Origin of the sequence: Halorubrum sp. Ea1, assembly GCF_002252965.1 — an archaeon.
GTDB lineage: Archaea > Halobacteriota > Halobacteria > Halobacteriales > Haloferacaceae > Halorubrum.
The window spans coordinates 42754-63460 of the sequence record NZ_NHPG01000028.1; the positions used below are offsets into that span (position 1 = coordinate 42754).

16 protein-coding genes are annotated in these 20707 nt (G+C 69.7%); 11 read left to right on the forward strand and 5 right to left on the reverse strand.

Features of this window, described 5'->3' with window-relative positions; all coding sequences use genetic code 11:
- Positions 1–39 precede the first annotated feature (39 nt).
- Positions 40–1305 (forward strand): translation elongation factor EF-1 subunit alpha, encoded by a 1266-nt coding sequence (tuf, locus tag DJ73_RS04230; RefSeq protein WP_094525452.1) that lies wholly within the window; start codon positions 40–42, stop codon positions 1303–1305.
- A 3-nt stretch (positions 1306–1308) separates the two neighbouring features.
- Positions 1309–1617 carry a 30S ribosomal protein S10 gene (gene rpsJ, locus DJ73_RS04235; RefSeq protein ID WP_004048854.1) on the forward strand — a complete coding sequence of 103 codons (309 nt, stop codon included), beginning with the start codon at positions 1309–1311 and terminating at the stop codon, positions 1615–1617.
- Positions 1618–1694: 77 nt separating this feature from the next.
- On the opposite strand, the gene DJ73_RS04240 is transcribed toward rpsJ, so the two are convergent.
- Entirely contained in the window at positions 1695–2255 is a 561-nt protein-coding gene (locus DJ73_RS04240) for a rhomboid family intramembrane serine protease (RefSeq protein WP_094525453.1), read from the reverse strand.
- 58 nt (positions 2256–2313) lie between these two features.
- Positions 2314–2586 carry a hypothetical protein gene (locus DJ73_RS04245; RefSeq protein ID WP_094525454.1) on the reverse strand — a complete coding sequence of 91 codons (273 nt, stop codon included), beginning with the start codon at positions 2584–2586 and terminating at the stop codon, positions 2314–2316.
- 230 nt (positions 2587–2816) lie between these two features.
- Between DJ73_RS04245 and DJ73_RS04250 the strand changes: the two genes are divergently transcribed.
- From DJ73_RS04250 to DJ73_RS04265, 4 genes are read left to right on the forward strand one after another with little or no spacing between them, the layout of a single operon-like run.
- A complete protein-coding gene (locus DJ73_RS04250) occupies positions 2817–4004 on the forward strand; it encodes a lysylphosphatidylglycerol synthase transmembrane domain-containing protein (protein ID WP_094557365.1) in 1188 nt (395 codons plus the stop codon).
- Between the two features lie 22 nt (positions 4005–4026).
- A complete protein-coding gene (locus DJ73_RS04255) occupies positions 4027–5208 on the forward strand; it encodes an alpha-1 4-glucan-protein synthase (protein WP_094525456.1) in 1182 nt (393 codons plus the stop codon).
- A 39-nt stretch (positions 5209–5247) separates the two neighbouring features.
- A complete protein-coding gene (locus DJ73_RS04260) occupies positions 5248–6381 on the forward strand; it encodes an extracellular solute-binding protein (RefSeq protein ID WP_094557366.1) in 1134 nt (377 codons plus the stop codon).
- 16 nt (positions 6382–6397) lie between these two features.
- On the forward strand, positions 6398–8632 hold the full coding sequence (locus DJ73_RS04265) for a glycosyltransferase family 39 protein (protein ID WP_094557367.1): 2235 nt from the start codon (positions 6398–6400) through the stop codon (positions 8630–8632).
- A 121-nt stretch (positions 8633–8753) separates the two neighbouring features.
- Here DJ73_RS04265 and DJ73_RS04270 read toward each other — a convergent pair whose 3' ends face one another.
- The 3 genes from DJ73_RS04270 to DJ73_RS04280 all read right to left on the reverse strand — a co-directional run bounded on the left by DJ73_RS04270 (position 8754) and on the right by DJ73_RS04280 (position 11849).
- A complete protein-coding gene (locus tag DJ73_RS04270; protein ID WP_249269112.1) occupies positions 8754–9407 on the reverse strand; it encodes a dolichyl-phosphate hexose transferase in 654 nt (217 codons plus the stop codon).
- Between the two features lie 247 nt (positions 9408–9654).
- Complete coding sequence (locus DJ73_RS04275) at positions 9655–11289, reverse strand: GMC family oxidoreductase (protein ID WP_094557368.1); 1635 nt, start codon at positions 11287–11289, stop codon at positions 9655–9657.
- Complete coding sequence (locus DJ73_RS04280; RefSeq protein ID WP_094525461.1) at positions 11286–11849, reverse strand: gluconate 2-dehydrogenase subunit 3 family protein; 564 nt, start codon at positions 11847–11849, stop codon at positions 11286–11288. Before DJ73_RS04280 ends, DJ73_RS04275 begins: the two co-directional genes overlap by 4 nt.
- A gap of 115 nt (positions 11850–11964) precedes the next feature.
- On the opposite strand from DJ73_RS04280, the gene DJ73_RS04285 reads away from it, so the two are divergent.
- The 5 genes from DJ73_RS04285 to prf1 all read left to right on the forward strand — a co-directional run bounded on the left by DJ73_RS04285 (position 11965) and on the right by prf1 (position 20671).
- Positions 11965–13575 (forward strand): iron ABC transporter permease, encoded by a 1611-nt coding sequence (locus DJ73_RS04285; RefSeq protein WP_094525462.1) that lies wholly within the window; start codon positions 11965–11967, stop codon positions 13573–13575.
- Positions 13576–13653: 78 nt separating this feature from the next.
- The gene (locus DJ73_RS04290; protein WP_094557369.1) at positions 13654–14586 is read left to right on the forward strand and encodes an NAD-dependent epimerase/dehydratase family protein; all 933 of its coding nucleotides are present in this window, start codon (positions 13654–13656) and stop codon (positions 14584–14586) included.
- 407 nt (positions 14587–14993) lie between these two features.
- Positions 14994–16847 carry a carboxypeptidase regulatory-like domain-containing protein gene (locus tag DJ73_RS04295; protein WP_094557370.1) on the forward strand — a complete coding sequence of 618 codons (1854 nt, stop codon included), beginning with the start codon at positions 14994–14996 and terminating at the stop codon, positions 16845–16847.
- A gap of 273 nt (positions 16848–17120) precedes the next feature.
- Positions 17121–18929, forward strand: a complete 1809-nt coding sequence (gene argS / locus DJ73_RS04300) for an arginine--tRNA ligase (protein ID WP_094557371.1) — start codon at positions 17121–17123, stop codon at positions 18927–18929.
- A gap of 491 nt (positions 18930–19420) precedes the next feature.
- Positions 19421–20671 (forward strand): peptide chain release factor aRF-1, encoded by a 1251-nt coding sequence (prf1, locus tag DJ73_RS04305; RefSeq protein ID WP_094557372.1) that lies wholly within the window; start codon positions 19421–19423, stop codon positions 20669–20671.
- Positions 20672–20707 lie beyond the last annotated feature (36 nt).

Genomic DNA, 20707 nt, shown 5'->3' on the forward strand with positions numbered 1-20707 from the left:
GAAACTTACTCACAGAGCGCCTTAGCGCGTGATTACCCCATGAGTGACAAACCGCACCAGAACCTGGCCATTATCGGCCACGTCGACCACGGCAAGAGTACGCTCGTGGGTCGCCTCCTCTTCGAGACGGGGAGCGTCCCCGAGCACGTAATCGAGCAGCACCGCGAGGAAGCCGAAGAGAAGGGCAAGGGCGGCTTCGAGTTCGCCTACGTGATGGACAACCTCGCCGAGGAGCGCGAGCGCGGCGTCACGATCGACATCGCCCACCAGGAGTTCGACACGGACAACTACTACTTCACCATCGTCGACTGCCCGGGCCACCGTGACTTCGTGAAGAACATGATCACGGGCGCCTCGCAGGCCGACAACGCGGTGCTCGTCGTCGCGGCCGACGACGGCGTCGCGCCCCAGACCCGAGAGCACGTGTTCCTGGCCCGCACGCTGGGCATCAACGAGCTCATCATCGGCGTCAACAAGATGGACCTGGTCGACTACCAGGAGTCCACCTACAACGAGGTCATCGAGGAGGTCAAGAACCTGCTCAACCAGGTCCGCTTCGCGACCGACGACACGACATTCGTGCCGATCTCCGCGTTCGAGGGCGACAACGTCTCCGAGGACTCCGAGAACACTCCCTGGTACGACGGCCCCACCCTGCTGGAGTCGCTCAACGACCTGCCGGAGTCCGAGCCGCCGACGGACGCGCCGCTCCGACTCCCCATCCAGGACGTGTACACCATCTCTGGTATCGGGACCGTCCCCGTGGGACGCGTCGAGACCGGGATCCTCAACACCGGCGACAACGTCTCCTTCCAGCCGTCCGACGTGGGCGGCGAGGTGAAGACGGTCGAGATGCACCACGAAGAGGTGCCCAAGGCCGAGCCCGGCGACAACGTCGGGTTCAACGTCCGCGGCATCGGCAAGGACGACATCCGTCGCGGCGACGTCTGTGGCCCCGCCGACGACCCGCCGAGCGTCGCCGAGACGTTCAAGGCGCAGGTCGTCGTCATGCAGCACCCGTCGGTCATCACGGCCGGGTACACGCCCGTCTTCCACGCCCACACGGCGCAGGTCGCCTGTACGATCGAGTCGATCGACCAGAAGATCGACCCGTCGTCCGGTGAGGTCGCCGAGGAGAACCCGGACTTCATCAAGTCCGGCGACGCCGCGGTCGTCACCGTGCGCCCGCAAAAGCCGCTCAGCATCGAGCCGTCCGGCGAGATCCCGGAACTCGGCAGCTTCGCCATCCGCGACATGGGTCAGACCATCGCGGCCGGCAAGGTGCTCGAAGTCAACGAGCGATAATCGATGCAGCAGGCACGCGTCCGCCTCGCCGGCACGAGCCCCGAGGACCTCGACGACATCTGCGACGACGTCCGCGAGATCGCGGACTCGACGGGGGTCGCCCTGTCGGGCCCGATCCCGCTGCCGACGAAGACGCTCGAGATCCCGTCGCGAAAGTCCCCGGACGGTGAGGGGACGGCGACGTGGGAGCACTGGGAGATGCGCGTCCACAAGCGTCTGATCGACATCGACGCCGACGAACGCGCGCTCCGCCAGCTCATGCGCGTCCAAGTGCCGAACGACGTCAGCATCGAGATCGTTCTCGAAGACTAAGCGCTAGGGCGTATTTCGCTCTCTCCGCATTTTCTACCGCCGCCAGCGACGGCGCCGCGGTCTCCTCTCCACTCGCGTCACCGAACGTCCAGCAGTCCGGCTCGTCCCGAGAGGAGGCCGCAGAACGCGCCGACGGCGTGAGCGATCAGCGCGACGCCGGGCGCCGCGGTCGTCGCGGTGAGCGCGACGGCGGCGAGCCCGAACAGCGCGAACTGCGCGCGCGGCGGGAGCCGCAGTCGGTCGAACAGCGTCGCGGTCACGACGTTGCCGGCGAGAAGGTAGCCGCCGAGCGCGAAGACGGCGCCGCTCAGCCCCAACACGGCGGTCGGCGGACCGATCAGCCCGCCGAGCATCACCTGCGCGATCCCGGCGACCGCCCCGGTCGTCACCACGAACGCGTGGAACCGCAGTCGCGTCGTCCGGCGCTCGACGAGGGGGCCGACGAGGAGCAGCGCGAGGCCGTTCGCCAGCAGGTGGCCGACCGACCCGTGCGCGTATACGCTGGTGACGACCGTCCAGGGCGCCAGCGAGAGCGGGGTCGACAGCGCGAGGAGCCCGGCGAGGCCGACGAGGCGCAGTGCGCCCTGCACGACTCCGACGAGCGCGGCGGCCGCGAGGGTTTCCAAGGTGGCCCGCATCGACGGGACTTCGCGCCGGACCGACTTAAGCGCGGCCGCGTCGGTCGGATCGCGTCGGTCAGATCACGTCGTCCGGAGCGTGAGCCGCCGCCATGCGGTCGGCCTCGGCCGCGTACCGCTCGCGTTCGGCGGGGTCGTCGACGCTCCCGACGTTCTCCGGGTCGGCGTCGACCGCGGCGGTGGTGTCCCGGACGTCGGTGAAGGAGGTGAGGGCGCGCTCCTTCCGGAAGTAGCGTTTGCCGTCGGGCGTGGCGTAAGTGAGGATCACCATGTTCTGCTCGTCGTCGGAGTACGTCCGCTCGACGAGCCACATTCGGACGGAGTCGGACATGTGTGATATTTTGATAGACGCACAAAAGCACTTTTCGGCAGTCGGCAGTTCGCGGGAACGCGGTCCGGTCCGTCCCGTGGCGGCGGTCGCACACGGTCGCCGAACCGTCAGCGTTATATGTTTTAGGGCAACCTAAATCAACGCATGACCGTCGAACGGCGCCTCGAACGCCCGCGGACCGGTGAGAGAGCCGGTCGGTTCCGAACGGCCCGACGCCGGGGGTCGCGCCCGTGACCGAGGCCGGCCTCCGGGCGCGGCTCCGCGCCGAGCTCTCGCGGAAGCGACTCACCCTCGTCGGGACGCTCTTCGTCGTCGGGCTCAGCGCGGCGATCATCGCTCGGAGCCTCGACGCGGACGCGGTGGTCGACGCGGTGACGGCGGCGGACACGACGCTCCTCGCCGCCGCGCTCGGCGTCTACCTGCTCTCGTGGCCGCTCAGGGGGCGGCGGTACGGCGACGTGCTCGCGGTGATGGGCCGGCGCTGCCGGACCGGCTTCCTCACGGCGACCGTGTTCGCCAGCCAGACCGCGAACCTCGCCGTTCCGGCGCGGGCCGGGGACGGCGTCCGCGCGTACCTGCTCAAGGAGCGCCGGGACGTGCCGTACCCGACCGGCGTCGCCTCGCTGGCCGTCGAGCGCGCGTTCGACCTCGTGGCGATCGGCGCCCTGGGCGGCGTCGCGCTCGCGCTCCTGTTTCTGACCGGTCGGTCGCCCGGGTCGGGAGCGTCCGTCGGCGCCGTCGCGCCGTCGACCGCGCTCGCGGCCGCGGCCGGTATCGCGGTCGTCGCCGCGGTGCTCTCGGTCGCGACCGTCGCGGTCGCCCGGAGCGACCGGCGGTTCGGCCGCGCGCTCCGCGACCGCGTATCCGGATCGCGACTCGCGGGGGCCGTCGACGCCGCCGTCCGGTTCGGCGCGTCCGTCCGCGTCGTCGCCGCCGATCCCCGGCGCCTCGGTGCGGTGTTCCTCTGGAGCCTCGGGATCTGGGCGCTCGACGTCCTCACGGCGGTGCTCGTGCTCGCCGCGCTCGTGGGCGGGCTCGGTGGGATCGTCCCGGCGCCGACGCTGCTCGTCGTCGGGACGCTCGCGGTCAGCGTCGGCAACCTCGCGAAGGTGCTCCCGCTCTCGCAGGGCGGGATCGGGCTGTACGAGGCGGCGTTCACCGGCCTCGTCGTGAGCGCGACCGGGCTGCCCGTCGAGACGGCGCTCGCGGCGGCGATCCTCGACCACGCGCTGAAGAACGCCGTCACGCTCGCCGGCGGCGGAGTCGCGGCGCTCGCGCTCGGCCTCTCGCCGACGGCCGGGCCGACGACGGGCGACGAGCCGGCTCCCCCGGCGAAGGCCGACGGGGGAATCCCCGCTGACGGACCGGAAGCGGCCGACGAGGGAGAGTCGCCGAGCGCCGGACCGCCAGATTTTTAGGTTAGCCTAAAAACCTCGGTGTATGGAAAAACGCCGCTCAGCCGCCGCGAGCGGGGACATCTGCGTGATCGTCCCTACGATCCGAGAGTACGAGTGCCTCCGCGAGTACGTCGCGAACGCCCGAGAGCACGGGTTCGACGTCTCCCGGCTCCACTTCGTGCTCGTCACAGAGGACTTCTGCGACGTCGACGAGATGCGCGCGATGCTGGACGACCTCGACGTCTCCGGCGAAGTGTTCGACGGCAGCCGCCGCGAGGAGTGGTACGAGGCCAACGGCGTCGCGGAGTACGGCCACGTCGTCCCGGCCGCCAGCCACGCCGAGACGAGTTTCGGACTGCTCTACATGTGGGCCGACGACGCCTTCGAGTACGGCCTGTTCATCGACGACGACACGCTCCCGCACGACGACGAGGACTACTTCGGGCGCCACATGGAGAACCTCGCGTTCGAGGGTTCGATCGAGTCCGTCGGCTCCGACGAGAGCTGGGTGAACGTCCTCTATCAGAACGCCGACGAGCACGGGCTCTACCCCCGCGGCTACCCGTACTCGGCGATGGACGAGACGGTCGAAACGGGCACGGCCGAGATCGAGGCGGGCGAGGTCGTCGCCTCGCAGGGACTGTGGACGAACGTCCCCGACCTCGACGCGGTCCGGATCCTGATGGACGGCGACTTGGAGGGCCAGGCGCAGACCCGGACGACCGCCGACGACTTCGGCGGGGACTTCGTCGCCGCGCGCGGCAACTACCTCACCGTCTGCTCGATGAACCTCGCGTTCCGCCGCGAGGTGATCCCCGCGTTCTACCAGCTCCCGATGGACGACAACGAGTGGGACGTGGGCCGCTTCGACGACATCTGGAGCGGCGTGTTCCTCAAGCGCGCCTGCGACGTGCTCGGCAAGCGGATCTACAACGGCCGGCCCCTCTGCGAGCACAACAAGGCCGCCCGCTCGACGTTCGACGACCTCCACAACGAGGTCGCCGGGCTGGAGCTGAACGAGCACCTCTGGGAGCTCATCGACGACGCGGGGGCGGACGCCGGCGACTACGCCGCCGTGTACGCCGCGATGGCCGACCGACTGGCCGACGGCGAGTTCGAGGAGTACCGGAACGGTGCGTTCTTCACCCACGTCGGCGAACACATGCGCGACTGGCTCGACTGCCTCGACGCGATCCGCCGGGCGCCGGCGGTCGCGGACGACTGAACCGACACCACTAAGTCGATTTAGGTTAGCCTAAAACACATGACTCACCACTTCTCAGACGACGTGGACCGCCGGCGGTTCCTCGCGGCGACGGGCGCCCTCGGCGCGGCCGGGATCGCGGGTTGCATGGGCGGCGACGACGGCGACGGTGACGGCGACGGCGACGCCGAGGGGTCGATCGGACAGATCGGCTCCGGCCGCGCGGGGCGCGGGGCCCCCGGCGGCACCCCCATCGCCGAGATGCCCGACCTGGAGGGCGAGCTCACGGTCTACTCCGGCCGCGGGGAGTTCCTCGTCGGCGAGCTCGTCGAGTACATCGACGACCAGTACGACGGCTTCGACCTGACCGTCAGGTACGGCGGCTCCACCGACCTCGTCAACCAGATCGCCAACGAGGGCGACGGGTCGCCGGCCGACGTGTTCTACTCGGTGAACGCCGGGTCGCTCGGCGCGCTGGCCGACGAGGGACGCACGCAGGCGCTTCCCTCGGAGATCACCGATATGATCCGATCGGAGTTCCGCACCGAGCAGTGGATCGGCACGTCCGGTCGCGCCCGCACCGTTCCGTACAACACCGAGGAGTTCTCCGAGGGGGACCTCCCCGACGACGTCATGGCCTACCCGGAGGAGTTCGCCGGCACCCTCGGCTGGGCGCCCTCGTACGGCTCCTGTCAGGCCTTCGTCACCGCGATGCGGCTCATCGAGGGCGAGGAGGCGACGCTCGACTGGCTGGAGTCTGTCGTCGAGTCGGGCATCAGCAGCTACCCCGACGAGTTCGCCGCCTGTCAGGCGATCGCCGACGGCGAGATCGACGCGGCGTTCACCAACCACTACTACATTCAGCGCGTCCTCGACGGCAACCCCGACGCGTCGATCGGCACCGCGTTCACGAGCGGCGACGCCGGCGCGGTGTTCAACGTCGCCGGCGCCGCGGTCATCGACACGGCGAGCGACGCGACCCTCGCCCAGAACTTCGTCCGCCACCTGCTGTCGGCCGAGGCGCAGGACTACTTCGCCCGGACGACGTTCGAGTACCCCCTCATCCCCGACGTGGAGCCGATCGGGGACCTCCCCTCGATCGACGAGCTCGACGTCCCCGACATCGACCTGACGCAGCTGTCCGACCTCGAACCGACGATCGACCTCATGCGCGAGGCCGGCGTCGAGGTGTAGGTCCGCGCCGCCGCCCGTGGCCTCTCCTCCGGCCCTCCGCCGTCCCCGCCGGCTCGCCCGCCGCCTCGCGAGCGGCGCCCGCGTCCGGCTGGCCGAGGCGGACCGCCTGACTCTGGCGGCCGCCCTCCTCACCGCCGCGACGGGGGCGGTCACCTTCCTCATCGCCGCGACGCTGTTCCGCTACCACTCCGTCAACCACGACGAGGCGGTGTACCTCACGCAGGCCGCGCTGCTGCTCTCCGGCCAGCTCGAGATCCACGCCGGCGCGCTGGCCGACGCCGTCCAGCCGTGGTTCTTCATCGAGGACGGCGGGCGGCTCTACCCAAAGTACAACCCCGTCCCCGCCGCGATGTACGCCGTCTCGATGGCGCTGTTCGGCGAGCCGCGGGTGACGCTCGCGGCGGTCGCCGCCGGTAACGCGGCGCTCGTGTACCTGCTCGGGTCGACGATATTCGAGCGGCGGGTGGGTCTCGCCGCCGCCGTCTGCTTCGTCGCCTCGCCGCTGGCGCTCGTCACCTCCTCGGTGTTCCTCCCGTACGCGCCGACGACGTTCCTGAACCTCCTGTTCGCGGTCGCGTACCTCCGGAGCGTCCGCGACCGGTCGCTCCCGCTCGCGGGGCTCGCGGGCGTCGCGATCGGGCTCGCCTTCTTCGCCCGGCCGTACACGGCGGTGCTGTTCGCGGCGCCGTTCATCCTGCACGCGCTCGTCCGGACCGTCGCCGCGGTCAGGGCGGTCGTCGCGACCCGAGAGGTCGTCGCGGTCCGGGACGTCGGGAGTCCGTCGCTCCGGCTCCCCGGCACGGTCCGTCGCCACGGCCTCACCGCCCTGTTCGGGACGCTGTTCGTCGGCGTCACCCTCGCGTACAACCTCCGGATGACCGGCTCCCCGCTGACCTTCCCCTACGAGGCGTTCGCGCCGATGGACGGCCCCGGATTCGGCGAGCGCCGGATCCTCGGCCACAGCGAGGAGTACACGCCCGAACTGGCGCTTCGATCGAACGGATATGCGCTGTGGTACCTCGCCACGCGGTGGGTCGTCGCCGGGCCGCTCGGGACGCTGCTCGCGCTCGCCGGCGGCGGACTGGCGGCGCGCGGGTGGCTGTCGGGGCGGGGCGCGCTCGGGTCCGGTGGCGACGCTCAATTCGAGCGCACCGCCGGTGTCTTGGTCGCCGGCGTCGCCGGCTCCGTCGTCGTCGGCAACCTCTTCTTCTGGGGGACGAACAACCTCCTCGCGACGCTCTCGGATCCGACGGACGGGCTGGTCGCCGGCTTCGGGCCGTTCTACCACTTCGACCTCCTCGTCCCGCTGTCGCTCTTCGCCGGCGTCGCCGTCGTCGCCGGCGGGCGGGGGCTCTCCCGGCTCCGAGCGCGGCTCGCGTCCCGCGTCACGCCGGGAACCGCGCGGGCGGTCGTCGCCGCGCTCGCCGTCATCGCGGTCCTCGGCGGGGCGCTCGGCGCGGCGGCCGCGGCCGAGGCGCCGCTCGACCGGCACGCGTCGCACGCCGAGAAGTACGAGACGGCCTACGCGCCGATCGAGACGGCCGAGTTCGACGACGACCTCGTGTTCGTCCCCACGCCGTACGGCGAGTGGCTCGGCCACCCGTTTCAGGCGCTCCGGAACGAGCCCGGGCTGGACGGGCCGGTCGTGTACGCGCTCGACCGCGACCCGGTCGAGGACTTCGCGGTGATCGACGCGTACCCCGACCGCGAGTTCCACCGCTACGCGTACCGGGGCGAGTGGACGCCGGACCCGACCCGGCACGTCACCCCGAAGCTCGAACCGCTCGACGTCCGGGAGGGGTCGCGGGTCGGCGCGGAGACGACCGTCGGCGTGCCCGACCGCGTCCAGCGCGCGGTCGTTCGACTGGAGACCGCGCGCGGCGACGGGGACGCCGAGTACGGCGTGCGCGATCCCGACGGCTCGCTGACGGTCGACTGGTCGCTGACGCCCGCCGGCGCGCGGTTGGCCGGCGCGCCGAACGCGACCGCCCCGATCGACCCCGCGGGCGACGAGGTGATCGTGACGGTGACGCTCGTCGACCCCGCGGGCTCGACGTTCACCTACCGGCAGGAGGCGACGGTCCGGGCGACGGACGAGGGGACGGTCGAGGCGATCTGGCCCCCGGAGCGCTCCGTCTGCCGGCTCGCGGTCGCGTGCGGATCGGAGGAGACGTATCTGCCCGACGACCCGGACGCCCACGCCGAGTGGGTCGCCTTCGAGACGGACGCCGAGGCGAGCGAGGCAACGTGAGCTGACCGCTTATAATTCGTGGCCGTCGCTCGCGGTTTCGAAAACGCCGCCGGCGGCGGTCCGCTGTGCCCACAGCGTCCGTCCGGACCGCCGTCCGGCGTCCGCGACGCTCTGCGCGGCCTCAGAGCCGCCGCAGCCGCTCTTCGACGCACACCGTCACGATCGACTTGGCGATGGCGGCGCCGCCCTCGATCGGGTCGAGCTTCGTCTCGCCGAGGCGCTCGGCGTAGTCGATCGGGCGCTCGCGCACGTCGCGGCCGCGCATCAGCGGGCGGATGAGGAGCTCGGCGGAGAGGCCGGTGTTCTCGGTCCACTCGATGCCCTCGACGACGTCGCGGCGGTACGCGCGCATCCCGGTGGTGGTGTCGCGGACGCGCTCGCCCATCAGGACCGACGCGAGGAGCGCGAACGCGTGGTTGCCGAGGCGATTGAACGCCGGCATCGCCTTCGCGCCGTGGTAGAGCCGGTCGCCGCTGACGACGTCGGCGCCGTCGTTGATCGCCTCGAGGAACTCCGGGAGCGCCTCCATCGGGTAGGTGTCGTCGCAGTCGGTCGTGACGACGACCGGACGGTCGGGCGCGAGGATCGCCTCGCGGACGGCGACGCCGTACCCCTGCGGCTCCTGCTCGATCACCGTCGCGCCGTGTTCGCGGGCGATCTCCGGGGTCCGATCCGAGGAGCCGTCGACGCAGACGACCTCGGCGCGTCCGCCGGTGACCTCGTCGATGTCGTCGAGGACCGTCGCGATCGCCTCCTCTTCGTTGTACGTCCCCATCACGACGCTGACGTCGTCGAAGGTGTAGTGCTCGGCGTCGTCGGCGGCGGTCGCCGTGTCGCCGTTGGAGGTCGCGTCGCCGTCGGCGGTCGCCGCGTCGCCGTCGGGGGTCGCATCGCCGTCTGTCGCCGCATCGTCCCCCGTCTCGTCGACCTCGGCGGCCGACCCGTTCGCGCTGAGTGATCCGCTCATTACCTCGTACGGGTCGCCCCACCCACTTGAGCTTTTAGGTTTGCCTAAAACAGAGTCAGAACCGGCGCTCGACGTCGTCGGCGACGCGCAGCGCCAGCGCGGCGATCGTGAGCGTCGGGTTCATCGCGCCGCCCGTGGGGAACACCGAGCTGGACGCGATCCAGCAGTTGTCCAGGTCGTGGGTCCGGCAGTCGGCGTCGACGACGCCCGCCTCGGGGTCGTCGCTCATGCGGGTCGTGCCCATGTGATGGTAGGCGGGGCCGGTCGCGTCGGGGCCGGCGACCCACTCGATATCCGCCCCCAGCTCTTCGAGGACCGACCGCTGGATCTCGTTGGCGCGCTCGATGGTCCGGAGCGCCCGGTCGCCGACGCGCCAGTGGATCTCCGGGACCGGGTTGCCGTGACCGTCGGTGCGGTCGGAATCGAGCGTCACGTAGCTGTCCGACCGGGGGAGCTGCTCGACGAGTCCGCCCATCGCCACGTGAGTGCCGTAGCCGTCGCGGAGCCGGTCTAAGAGGGCGTCCCCCCAGTCGTCGCCGGTCAGCGCCATCTCGACGGGCGAGGGCCCGGCGTAGTTGAAGAACTCCAGCTTGAACGGGGCGGTCTGCGCGTCGGCCTCGTCGTAGAACTGGTCGCAGGCGCTGGTGTAGAACCCGACGTGGTTCTGGCGCGTCGGCTCGTCGAGGGTGCCGCCGACGCCCGCGAACAGGTGGTCCATGAAGAACTTCCCGACCGTCCCGCTGGAGTTCGCCAGGCCGTCGGGGTAGTCGTCGGACTCCGAGAGGAGGAGGAGCCGCGGCGTCTCCACGCCGCCGCAGGCGACGACGAACGCGTCGGCCGCCTGCCTGTGCTCCTCGCCGTCTGGCGTCGCGTACACCGCGGCCGTGACGCGGTCGGCGTCGTGCTCCAGCCGCTGGACGGGCGCGCGGTCGATCACGGTCGCGCCCCGCTCCTCCGCGCGCTCGGCGTGGACGGTCGCGTCGTACTTCGCGCCCGCCGGGCAGACGGGCTGGCAGGTGCCGTAGCCGACGCAGGCGGAGCGGTCGTCGTACGGCTCCGAGTTGCGCGCGTTCGGCACCGAGTGCATGTCGATCCCCAGCTCCTCGCACGCCTCCGCGAACAGCGAGTCGCTGTAGGAGGGCTCGAACGCCGGCATCGGGTGCGGCTCCTCGCGCGGCGGCGCGTAGGGGTTGTCCGAGGCGCCGGCGACGCCCAGCTCGCGCTCGGCCTCGGCGTAGTACGGCCGGAGGTCGGCGTAGTCGATCGGCCAGTCCGCGCCGACGCCGCGCGCCGTCTCGGAGGCGAAGTCGTCCTCGTGGAGCCGCATCACCATCCCCTGCCAGTGGAGCGTCGACCCGCCGACCCCCTTGACGCGGGCGTGGTTCAACGGGTAGAACCGCTCGCCGGCGTTGCTGTAGGCGTCGCGCTCGCCGCCGCCGCCCCACACGTCGGGCCGGTCGTAGCTCGGGCGGATCGCCCGCTCCTGCCGCGCGAGTCGGTCGGCGGGGTCGAATCGGGGCCCCGCGTCGAGGACCACGACCTCGCGGTCCGCGGCCAGCCGGTCGGCGACGAGCGCGCCCGCGGGACCGGCGCCGACGACGCAGACGTCCGCGTTCGCGACGGGGGATCGGTCGATGTCGCGGACCGCCTCGCGATCGGTCCCTCCCCCTCGGGCGTCGCCCGCGCTCATCGCGGTCCCCGCCGGTAGCTCTCGGTCCCGCCGGGGTGTCCCTGCGGGTTCTCCAGTCCGACCAGCTCCCCGCCCGTCGGCGAGGCGTACAGCGCCAAGAGCAGTTCGTTGACGACGTAGTAGCGCACCCGCTCCGCGAGCGTCCCGTCCGGGTCCTCCGCCGCCGTGTCGGCGCCGACCTCTCGGAGGAGCCTGTCGCGGTCGCGCTCGGTGAGATCCGCGACCGGCGCGCCGTGCCACGAGCGGGCGGCCGCGTCGAGTTCGCCGACCGCGGCTCGAATCCCCTCCGCGTGGGTCGACCCGTCGAGGCGCCCGTCGAGGAAGCCACCGACGAACGCCTCGACGCCGTCGATCTCGCTCGGATAGAGGACCGTCGCGACCGCGGTCATCGACGCCCGGACGGCGGCCTCGTCGGGGAGGCTGTCGCCCCCCTCGCCGCCGTCGGCCGCGTCCCCCCCGGCTCCGGGACCGTCGCTCGTCCGCCGGGCCGCGAGGGCGACCCCCCCGGTCGCGCCGACGGCGGCCAGCGCGGCCACCGCGTCGCGACGCGTCAGTTCCATATTCGGTTTAGGCCTCCCTAAACTATTATATCCGTCGGACCCGATCGACGACCGAACCGGAACTGCTAACGGTCGGTGCCACGTCCCTCCGATAACGCACCCCGTCTCCCGGACCATGAGCCTGACACGCCGGATCCGCGATTTCCTGACCGACGGCGACGGCCGCCTCCCGCCGGGACTGACCCTCCTGTCCGCGGCGATCGCCGCGACGATGATGTTCCCGCTCGCGTGGCTGGTGATCGAGGCCGTCACCGTCGAGCGAGCGCGGGCGATGGACCTCCTGTTCAGCGCCGGGACCGCCGAGGTGCTGCTCAACAGCCTGCTGCTAATGGGCGGCGTCACGGCGTTCTCGATCCTGTTGGGGGTCCCGCTGGCGTATCTCACCGCTCGCACCGACCTCCCCTTCCGTCGGTTCTGGTCGGTCGCCGCCGCGCTCCCGCTCGTCGTGCCGAGCTACGTCGGCGCGTTCGCGTTCGTCTCCGCGTTCGGCCCCCGAGGCGAGTTCCACGACGTGCTCGCGCCGCTGGGGGTCGAGCGCGTCCCGGAGATATACGGGCTCTCGGGGACGATCCTCGTCATCACCCTGTACACGTACCCGTACGTCTACCTGACGACGCGAGCGGCTCTCCTCTCGTTCGACACGACGCTGATCGAGGCGGCCCGCACGCTGAACCACGGTCGGATCGGGGCGTTCCGCCGGGTGACGCTCCCCGTGATCCGGCCGGCGATCGCCGCCGGGTCGCTGCTGGCGGCGCTGTACGCGGTCTCCGACTTCGGCACGCCTTCCATCATGCGGCTGCCGGTGTTCACCCGGCAGATATACGTCGAGTACAACGCGTTCGGCCGGGACTACGCCGCGCTGCTCTCCCTCCAACTGCTCGGGGTCGTGCTCGTCGTGCTCGCGTTGGAGTGGCTGGTCCGGTCGGACCGGGACGCCCACGGCGACGACGCGGGCACCACCGACCGACCGGTGAGCCTCGGCCGGTGGCGGTGGCCGGCGACGCTGTTGCCCGCGTCGGTGGCCGGGGTCGCGCTCCTCGTCCCGCTCTGGATCCTCCTGTTGTGGCTCGTGCGCTCGGAGGCCGGCCGGCGCCCCTCGATGGCGTTCGAGCCGATCCAGGTCGTCAACAGCGTCTCGGTCGCCGCCGCCGCCGCGGTCGCCGCCGCGCTGGCGGCGATCCCCGTCGCGTACTTCGCCGCGAACCACGACTCACCGCTCGCGACGCTGTTCGAGCGGGCCACGTACGTGGGGTTCGCCGTGCCCGGGATCGTGTTAGCGCTCGCGCTGGTCTACTTCGGCTCCGGGTACGTCCCGTGGATCTACCAGACCCTCCCGCTGCTCGTGTTCGCGTACGTCGTCCGCTTCCTGCCGCAGGTGGTCGGCTCGACGCGGACCGCGATCCTCGGGGTCGACCCCACGCTCGTCGAGGCCGGCCGGACCCTCGGCGAGTCCTCGATGGGGGCGTTCCGCCGCGTGACGTTCCCGCTCACGCGGTCCGGGATCGTCGCCGGCGCCGCCCTCGTCTTCCTCACGACGATGAAGGAGCTGCCCGTGACGCTCATTCTCCGTCCCTCCGGGTTCGAGACGATCGTCACGCAGATCTGGCGCGCGCAGGAGGACGCCCTGTACCAGTACGCGGTCGTCCCAACGCTCATCCTGCTCGTCATCTCCGGGCTCTCGATGGTCGTCATCCTCGCGCAGGAGGGCGGCAGAGAGGGGCTCTGAGCGCGGACGGAGAGCGGGATCGCGGGAGCGACGCGGATCGACCGACGCGTACTTACCGGCCCGCGTCGACTCGCGTGTATGCTCGATGACTCGACCGTGCTGGTCACGGGCGGCGCGGGGCTCGTCGGAAGCCACCTCGCGGCCCGGCTCCTCGACCGCGGCGCGACCGTCCGCGTCGCCGACGACCTCTCGAAGGGCGACCGTGACCGGGTCCCCGACGGCGCCGACTTCGTCGAGGCCGACCTGACCGAGCCGGGTGACGTCGCCGAGGCGGTCACCGGCGACCTCGATACCGTCTTCCACTTCGCCGCGTACACCGACACGAACTACGACGACGACCGGGAGCTGTTCGAGGACAACACGGCGATGACGTACAACGTCCTCGAACGCATGCACGAGGTCGACGTCGACCGGCTCGCGTTCACCTCCTCCTCGACGGTGTACGGCGAGGCGCCCCGCCCGACGCCCGAAGATCACGGTCCCCTCGAACCGATCTCCATCTACGGCTCCTCGAAGCTCGCCGACGAGGCGCTGATCTCCACGCACGCCCACTCGTACGGGGTGCAGTCGTGGGTGTTCCGCTTCGCGAACATCGTCGGCCCGCACCAGCGCGGCAACGTGATCCCCGACTTCATCCAGAAGCTCGACGACGACCCTACGAGTCTGGAGATCCTCGGCGACGGCCGGCAGGAGAAGTCGTACATGCACGTCTCGGAGTGCGTCGACGCCATCCAGTACGTCGTTGAGCGCGCCGACGAGGACCTAAACGTCTACAACCTCGGCACCCGGACGACCACCTCGGTCACCGACATCGCCGACATCGTCGCCGACGAGCTCGGCGTCGACCCCGACTACGCGTACACCGGCGGGGACCGCGGCTGGACCGGGGACGTGCCGAAGATGCGCCTCTCCATCGAACGGCTCGTCGACCTCGGCTGGGAGCCGTCGATCGAGAGCGACGAGGCCGTTCGGCGGAGCGCGCGCGAGCTGATCGACGAGATCGTGGAATAGCGAGTAATCGCTTCGGCTCCGTCGAAATATTCAGTCGATGGTGGGTCGTTGAGATGATGCTGAATACAGGGCGCGTCTCTTACAGATGTCCCTGTCACTCCCAAACTTTGTTACTAATTACCAATATAGAGTTGTGTATTGGGCGGCCACTCCCGTGATTGGACGAGTCACAGCCTGTCTGGTGTACTCGGCGGTTCCCGGGGGCGGTCGGAGGAGCCACCAGCCATGACCGACACACCATCGGACTACCGACCGGACGTATCGAACGCCGACCAAGCCTCGGTCACCTCGACCCACAAGGACCGGGCGAGTCGAGGAGCACGACCGAGGATCGATGGCGACCGACCGACGCGCTCCGCACCCGCGCGGGGCAGACACCATCGCGTCGCCATCAGGAGGACCGATCAATGGCGACAATAAAAGGGACAGTCACCGACGCCAGCGGGACCGGCATCCAAGACGCCACCGTCACCATCACCGAATCCGGATCCGACACGCTCGAAGGCGAAACGACGACCGACGCGAGCGGCGAGTACAGCGCCAACGTGGCAGCCGACACCTACGACGTGCGAGCGAGCAAGTTCGGCTACGAGCCGGTCGAGAAACCCAGTCTCGTCGTCAACTCCGGAGCCACTGTGACCGTAGACCTGTCGACGAGTCGTGTCGAGTACAAGATCCGCGGGCAGTTCACCAACACCTACGGTATCGGCGTCTTGGGGCGTAACACCGCCGCCAGCGGCCTGCCCATCGGCGTGCTGGGGGCCGCCCCGAACGCCAGCGACGGCTACGGACTGGCGACGCCCGACGACACCCTCGTCGAAGGCGACCTTGACGCCACCAGCGGCCACACGTTAACCGTCGCTGGGGACCGAGTTATGCGGCTGGCACCGGCGGGAACGGACACGAACGACAGCGGCGTCACCTACGGTATCGGTGGCAGCGTGGTCGGCGGGTACGTCGGTAACGACGTGAACGGGTCACTCGGGGCGATGATCGGCGGGGGCGGCGGGGCCACGACGAAGGATTCGTCGGGAAGGGTGCTCGCGGGGCCCAACGAAGTGACCGACCGCTTCGGCACAGTCGGAGGGGGGTCGAACAACCGGGCCGGCAACGCCCAATCGGGCACCGAAGACGCCATGTACGCGACCGTCAGCGGGGGCAACACAAATACCGCCAGCCACCGGGGCGCGACCGTTGCCGGGGGCGTGGGCAACACCGCTAGCGGCGGCGACGCGACCGTCAGCGGCGGAACCCGGAACACCGCAAGCGCTAATTCGGCGACCGTCGCTGGGGGGTTAAATAACACCGCAAGCGCTAATTCGGCGACTGTCGCCGGGGGGTTAAATAACACTGCAAGCGCTAACTCGGCGACCGTCGCCGGGGGAAATCAGAACACCGCAAGCGATAACTTGGCGACCGTCGGCGGCGGCTTAAATAACATCACCAGCGGTTCCCAGTCGACCGTCGCCGGGGGATTCAGCAACACCGCAAGCGGTCGGCAGTCGACCGTCGGAGGGGGTTACTTTAACGATGCTCGTGGTACAAATAGCACGGTGGGCGGTGGTGGAGCCAACCGCACCGGCAAGTCGGGAACGTCGAAAGGGGAGTTCGCGACAGTCCCGGGTGGTCAAAATGCTGTCGCCAGAGAGAACTACTCGTTCGCCGCCGGCCGGCAGGCCGAGGCGTTCGCCCAGGGGGCGTTCGTCTGGGGGGACAGCAGTACCGACACCGTCCAGTCCCTGACCGACGACGAGGTCGTCTTCCAGGCCGGCGGCGGGGCCGTCGTCTGGACCACCAGTGACTTCAGCAGCGGCGTCGAACTCGCCCCGGGGGACAGCTCTTGGAGTTCGGTCAGCTCTCGCTCCGCCAAGTCCGCGATCCAGCCGGTTGACCCCGGAGAGGTGCTGGCCGGCGTTGAGGCCCTCGAGGTCAGTACCTGGGAGTACGACACCCGAGAGGGGGTCACCCACATGGGCCCAATGGCCGCGGACTTCCAAGAGGCGTTCGGTCTGGGAGGGGATCCCGAGCGGATCAGCACTGTCGACGCCGACGGCGTGCTGTTCGCCGCCCTCCAGGGGTTGTCGGACAAACTCGACGAGAAACAGGAGCGGATTGACGACCTCGAAGACGAAAGCGAACGCAAGAATGACCGGATCGACACGCTGGAGGAGGAGAACGAGCGACTTCACGACCGCCTCGCCACGGTCGAAGACCACCTTGGCCTCACTGGGACCACCGACCGCGCGCCTGAAGACGACTAACTGCTGGATCCACGCTCTGTATCGGTCACGCCATTCATCTCAGCTCCTACTGATTTCAATAGGGCCGTTACAGTACTGCTCGTTGCTGCTGACGCAATGGGGTCTCGAAAGCCCCAGTTGCTCGTTTCTAATTCAGTACCGGCACGGCAACCACCTCCAGAGCCACGGTAGCGAGGGCGGCGCACGCTCGGCGCGCACTTCGGTCGTCTGCGTCGCTCACTCTCCCCGAGCCGCTTCGGAAGGCCCTTTTAACTCCCCCGACGAACGGACGGTATGTTCAGGCAGTTCCGGTCGGAGGTGGCCGACGCGCTCGGCGACGCCCTCGCCTCGCTCGACCTCCCGACCGACGACCTCGGCATCGAACGCCCGCCCGACGACATGGACGCGACGCTCGCCTCCAGCGTCGCCTTCCGGCTCGCGGGCGAGGTCGGCGACGCGCCGCCGAACGTCGCGGGCGAGGTCGCCGCCGCGGTCGACATCGCCGGCTACGACTACCTCGATTCGGTCGACACCGCCGGCCCGTACGTCAACTTCCACGCCGGCGAGCGCTACCTCGTCGACGCGCTCGACGCGGCCGCCGCCGACGCCGGCTACGGCGCGCTCCCCGACCGGGACACGTCGGTCGTCGTCGAACACACCAGCGCGAACCCGACCGGGCCGGTCCACGTCGGCCGCGCCCGCAACCCGATCGTCGGCGACGCGGTCGCGAACCTCATGGAGTACGCCGGCTACGACGTCGACCGCCACTACTACGTCAACGACGCGGGCCGGCAGATGGCCGTGTTCACGTGGGCGTACGAGCGGTTCGACGAGTCGGACCTCGACGCCGAGCCCGCCCGCGACCGCGCCGAGTACGACCTCGTCCGCTACTACCGGAAGGGGAACGCCTTCTTAGAGGAGGCCGAGCCCGCCGCGGTCGACGCCGCGGAGAATGAGATCTCCGGGATCCTCCAGGGGCTCGAAGACGGCGACGAGGAGACGTACGAGCGCGTCGGCGAGGTCGTCGACACCGTGCTCGGCGGGATGAAGGAGTGCCTCGCGCGGCTCCCCGCCGAGTTCGACGAGTTCGTCAAGGAGACGCGGTTCATGCGCGACGGCTCCACCGACGACATCGCCGCGCGGCTCAAAGAGACCGAGCAGGCCGTCTACGAGGAGGACGCCTGGCAGTTAGAGCTCGACGAGTGGGGGATCGAGAAGAACCTCGTCTTCCTGCGCTCGGACGACACCAGCCTCTACACCACCCGCGACCTGGCCCACCACGAGTGGAAGTTCGACAACTACGACCGCGCCGTCACCGTCCTCGGCGAGGACCACAAGCTGCAGGCCGACCAGCTCGACGCGACCTTGGAGCTGCTCGGCAACGACGCCGACCGGCTCGGCCACGTCATCTACTCGTACGTCAACCTCCCGGACGGGAAGATGTCCACTCGCCGCGGGACCGGCGTGATGCTCGACGACCTGCTCGACGAGGCGATCGACCGCGCCCGCGAGGCGGTCGAGTCCCGGATGGACGACCGCATCCGCGACGACGACCTCACCGACGAGGACGTCGAGCGCATCGCCCACCAGGTCGGGATCGGCGCGGTCCGGTACGACATCGTCTCGAAGCAGCCCGCGAAGGCGATCACCTTCGAGTGGGAGGACGCGCTCGACTTCGAGGCGCAGTCGGCCCCGTTCGTCCAGTACGTCCACGCGCGCTGCGCCGGCATCCTCGCCGAGGCCGCGGCCGAAGGCGTCGACGTGCCGGGCGTGACGGCCGACTCCGGAGGAGTCGTCGACACGGACGCGCTCGACGTCGACGCGAGCGCGCTGGAGACCGACGCGGCCCGCGAACTCCTCCGCGAGGTCGCCCGCTTCCCCGCCGTCATCGAGGAGGCGGCCGACGACCTGGAGCCGCACACGGTCGCCACGTTCACGCGCGAGTTCGCCGACGCGTACAACGCCTTCTACCGTGAGTGCCCGGTCGTGACAGCCGAGGACGACGAGCTCCGGGCCGCCCGCGTCGCGCTCGTCGCGGCCGCGAAACACACGATGGCGAACGCGCTCGACGTGCTCGGGGTCGAGGCGCCCGAGTCGATGTAGGATCGGGGCGATTGGTTCGGTCGTTCGGTCCTTTTTGATCGAAGTGGTGTCGTCGTTGGTGCGGTGAACACTTCCAAAGCCCCAGTCGCTCGTTTATAAACGATTACCAATAGATCGGCGACAAAGACCGCCAAAGCCCCAGCCGCGAGACGCACGGACGCTCGCTGTGCTCCTCGTCACTCGCTCCGCTCGTTCCTGCGGTGCTTACTTCGCCTCCGTGCGTCTCGCGACTGCCCCTTTGAGTCCTCCTCGACTGCAACCGCCCCGCTCCTCACGCCTCCCCAGCCTCGTCAGTCGTCCTCCGCTTCGCTCCGGACGACTGACTCCCTCGCACGCGCTCTTCGCGGCCGCCGATGGCGGCCGCTCCGAGGCGCGCGCCACCGCACATCGTTTATAAATAATACCGACGCTGACGGCCCGTACGAACCGGCACCGTCGTCTCGGCGGGGAGGTCAAAGCTTACTTACACGCACGCCGCCGTAGTTCGGGTAATGAGTAGCGACGCCCAAGCGGCGAGCGAAGACCGACGGAAGTACGAGTTCCGGAAGGTCATCGAGGAGCTCAAAGACTTCGAGGGCTCCGGCACGCAGCTCGTCACTATCTACATTCCCGAGGACCGGCAGATCTCCGACGTGGTCGCGCACGTCACCCAGGAACACAGCGAGGCGTCCAACATCAAGTCCAAGCAGACCCGGACGGCCGTCCAAGACGCGCTCACCTCGATCAAAGACCGCCTCCGCTACTACGACACCTTCCCGCCCGAGAACGGGATCGTGATCTTCTCGGGGGCGATCGACGCGGGCGGCGGCCAGACCAACATGGTCACCCGGACGCTGGAGTCGCCGCCACAGCCCGTCGAGTCGTTCCGCTACCACTGCGACTCCGAGTTCCTCACCGAACCGCTCGAACACATGCTGGAGGACTCCGGGCTGTTCGGGCTCATCGTCTTAGACCGCCGGGAGGCCAACGTCGGCTGGCTGAAGGGCAAGCGGATCGAGCCCGTCAAGTCCGCCTCCTCGCTCGTCCCCGGCAAACAGCGGAAAGGGGGGCAATCCGCCCAGCGGTTCGCCCGCCTCCGGCTCGAAGCGATCGACAACTTCTATCAGGAGGTCGCGGGGATGGCCAACGACCTGTTCGTCGACAAGCGCCACGAGCTCGACGGCATCCTCGTCGGCGGCCCCTCGCCGACGAAAGACGAGTTCCTCGACGGCGACTACCTCCACCACGAGCTCCGGGACAAGGTGCTCGGCAAGTTCGACGTGGCGTACACCGACGAGTCGGGGCTGAAGGACCTCGTCGACAACGCCAGCGAGGCCCTCGCCGATCAGGAACTCGTCGAGGACAAACGCCACATGGAGGAGTTCTTCGAGAAGCTCCACACCGGCGAGGAGGCGACCTACGGGTTCGAACAGACCCGTCGCAACCTGATCATGGGCTCGGTCGACCGGCTGCTCATCTCCGAGGACCTCCGCTCCGACGTCGTCGTCTACGAGTGCCCGAACGGCCACGAGGAGTACGAGGTGGTCGACTCGCGGCACTCCACCCCCGAGCACGAGTGCTCCGAGTGCGGCGAGCCGGCCGAGGTCGACGAGCGCGACGATGTCATCGAACACCTGATGAACATCGCCGAGCAGCGCGGGACGGACACGAAGTTCATCTCGACGGACTTCGAGAAGGGCGAACAGCTGATGGACGCCTTCGGCGGCATCGCGGGCATTCTGCGGTACTCCACGGGAGTGTAAGCTCGCGGGCGCGGAACGGACGCCGCGACGACGCTT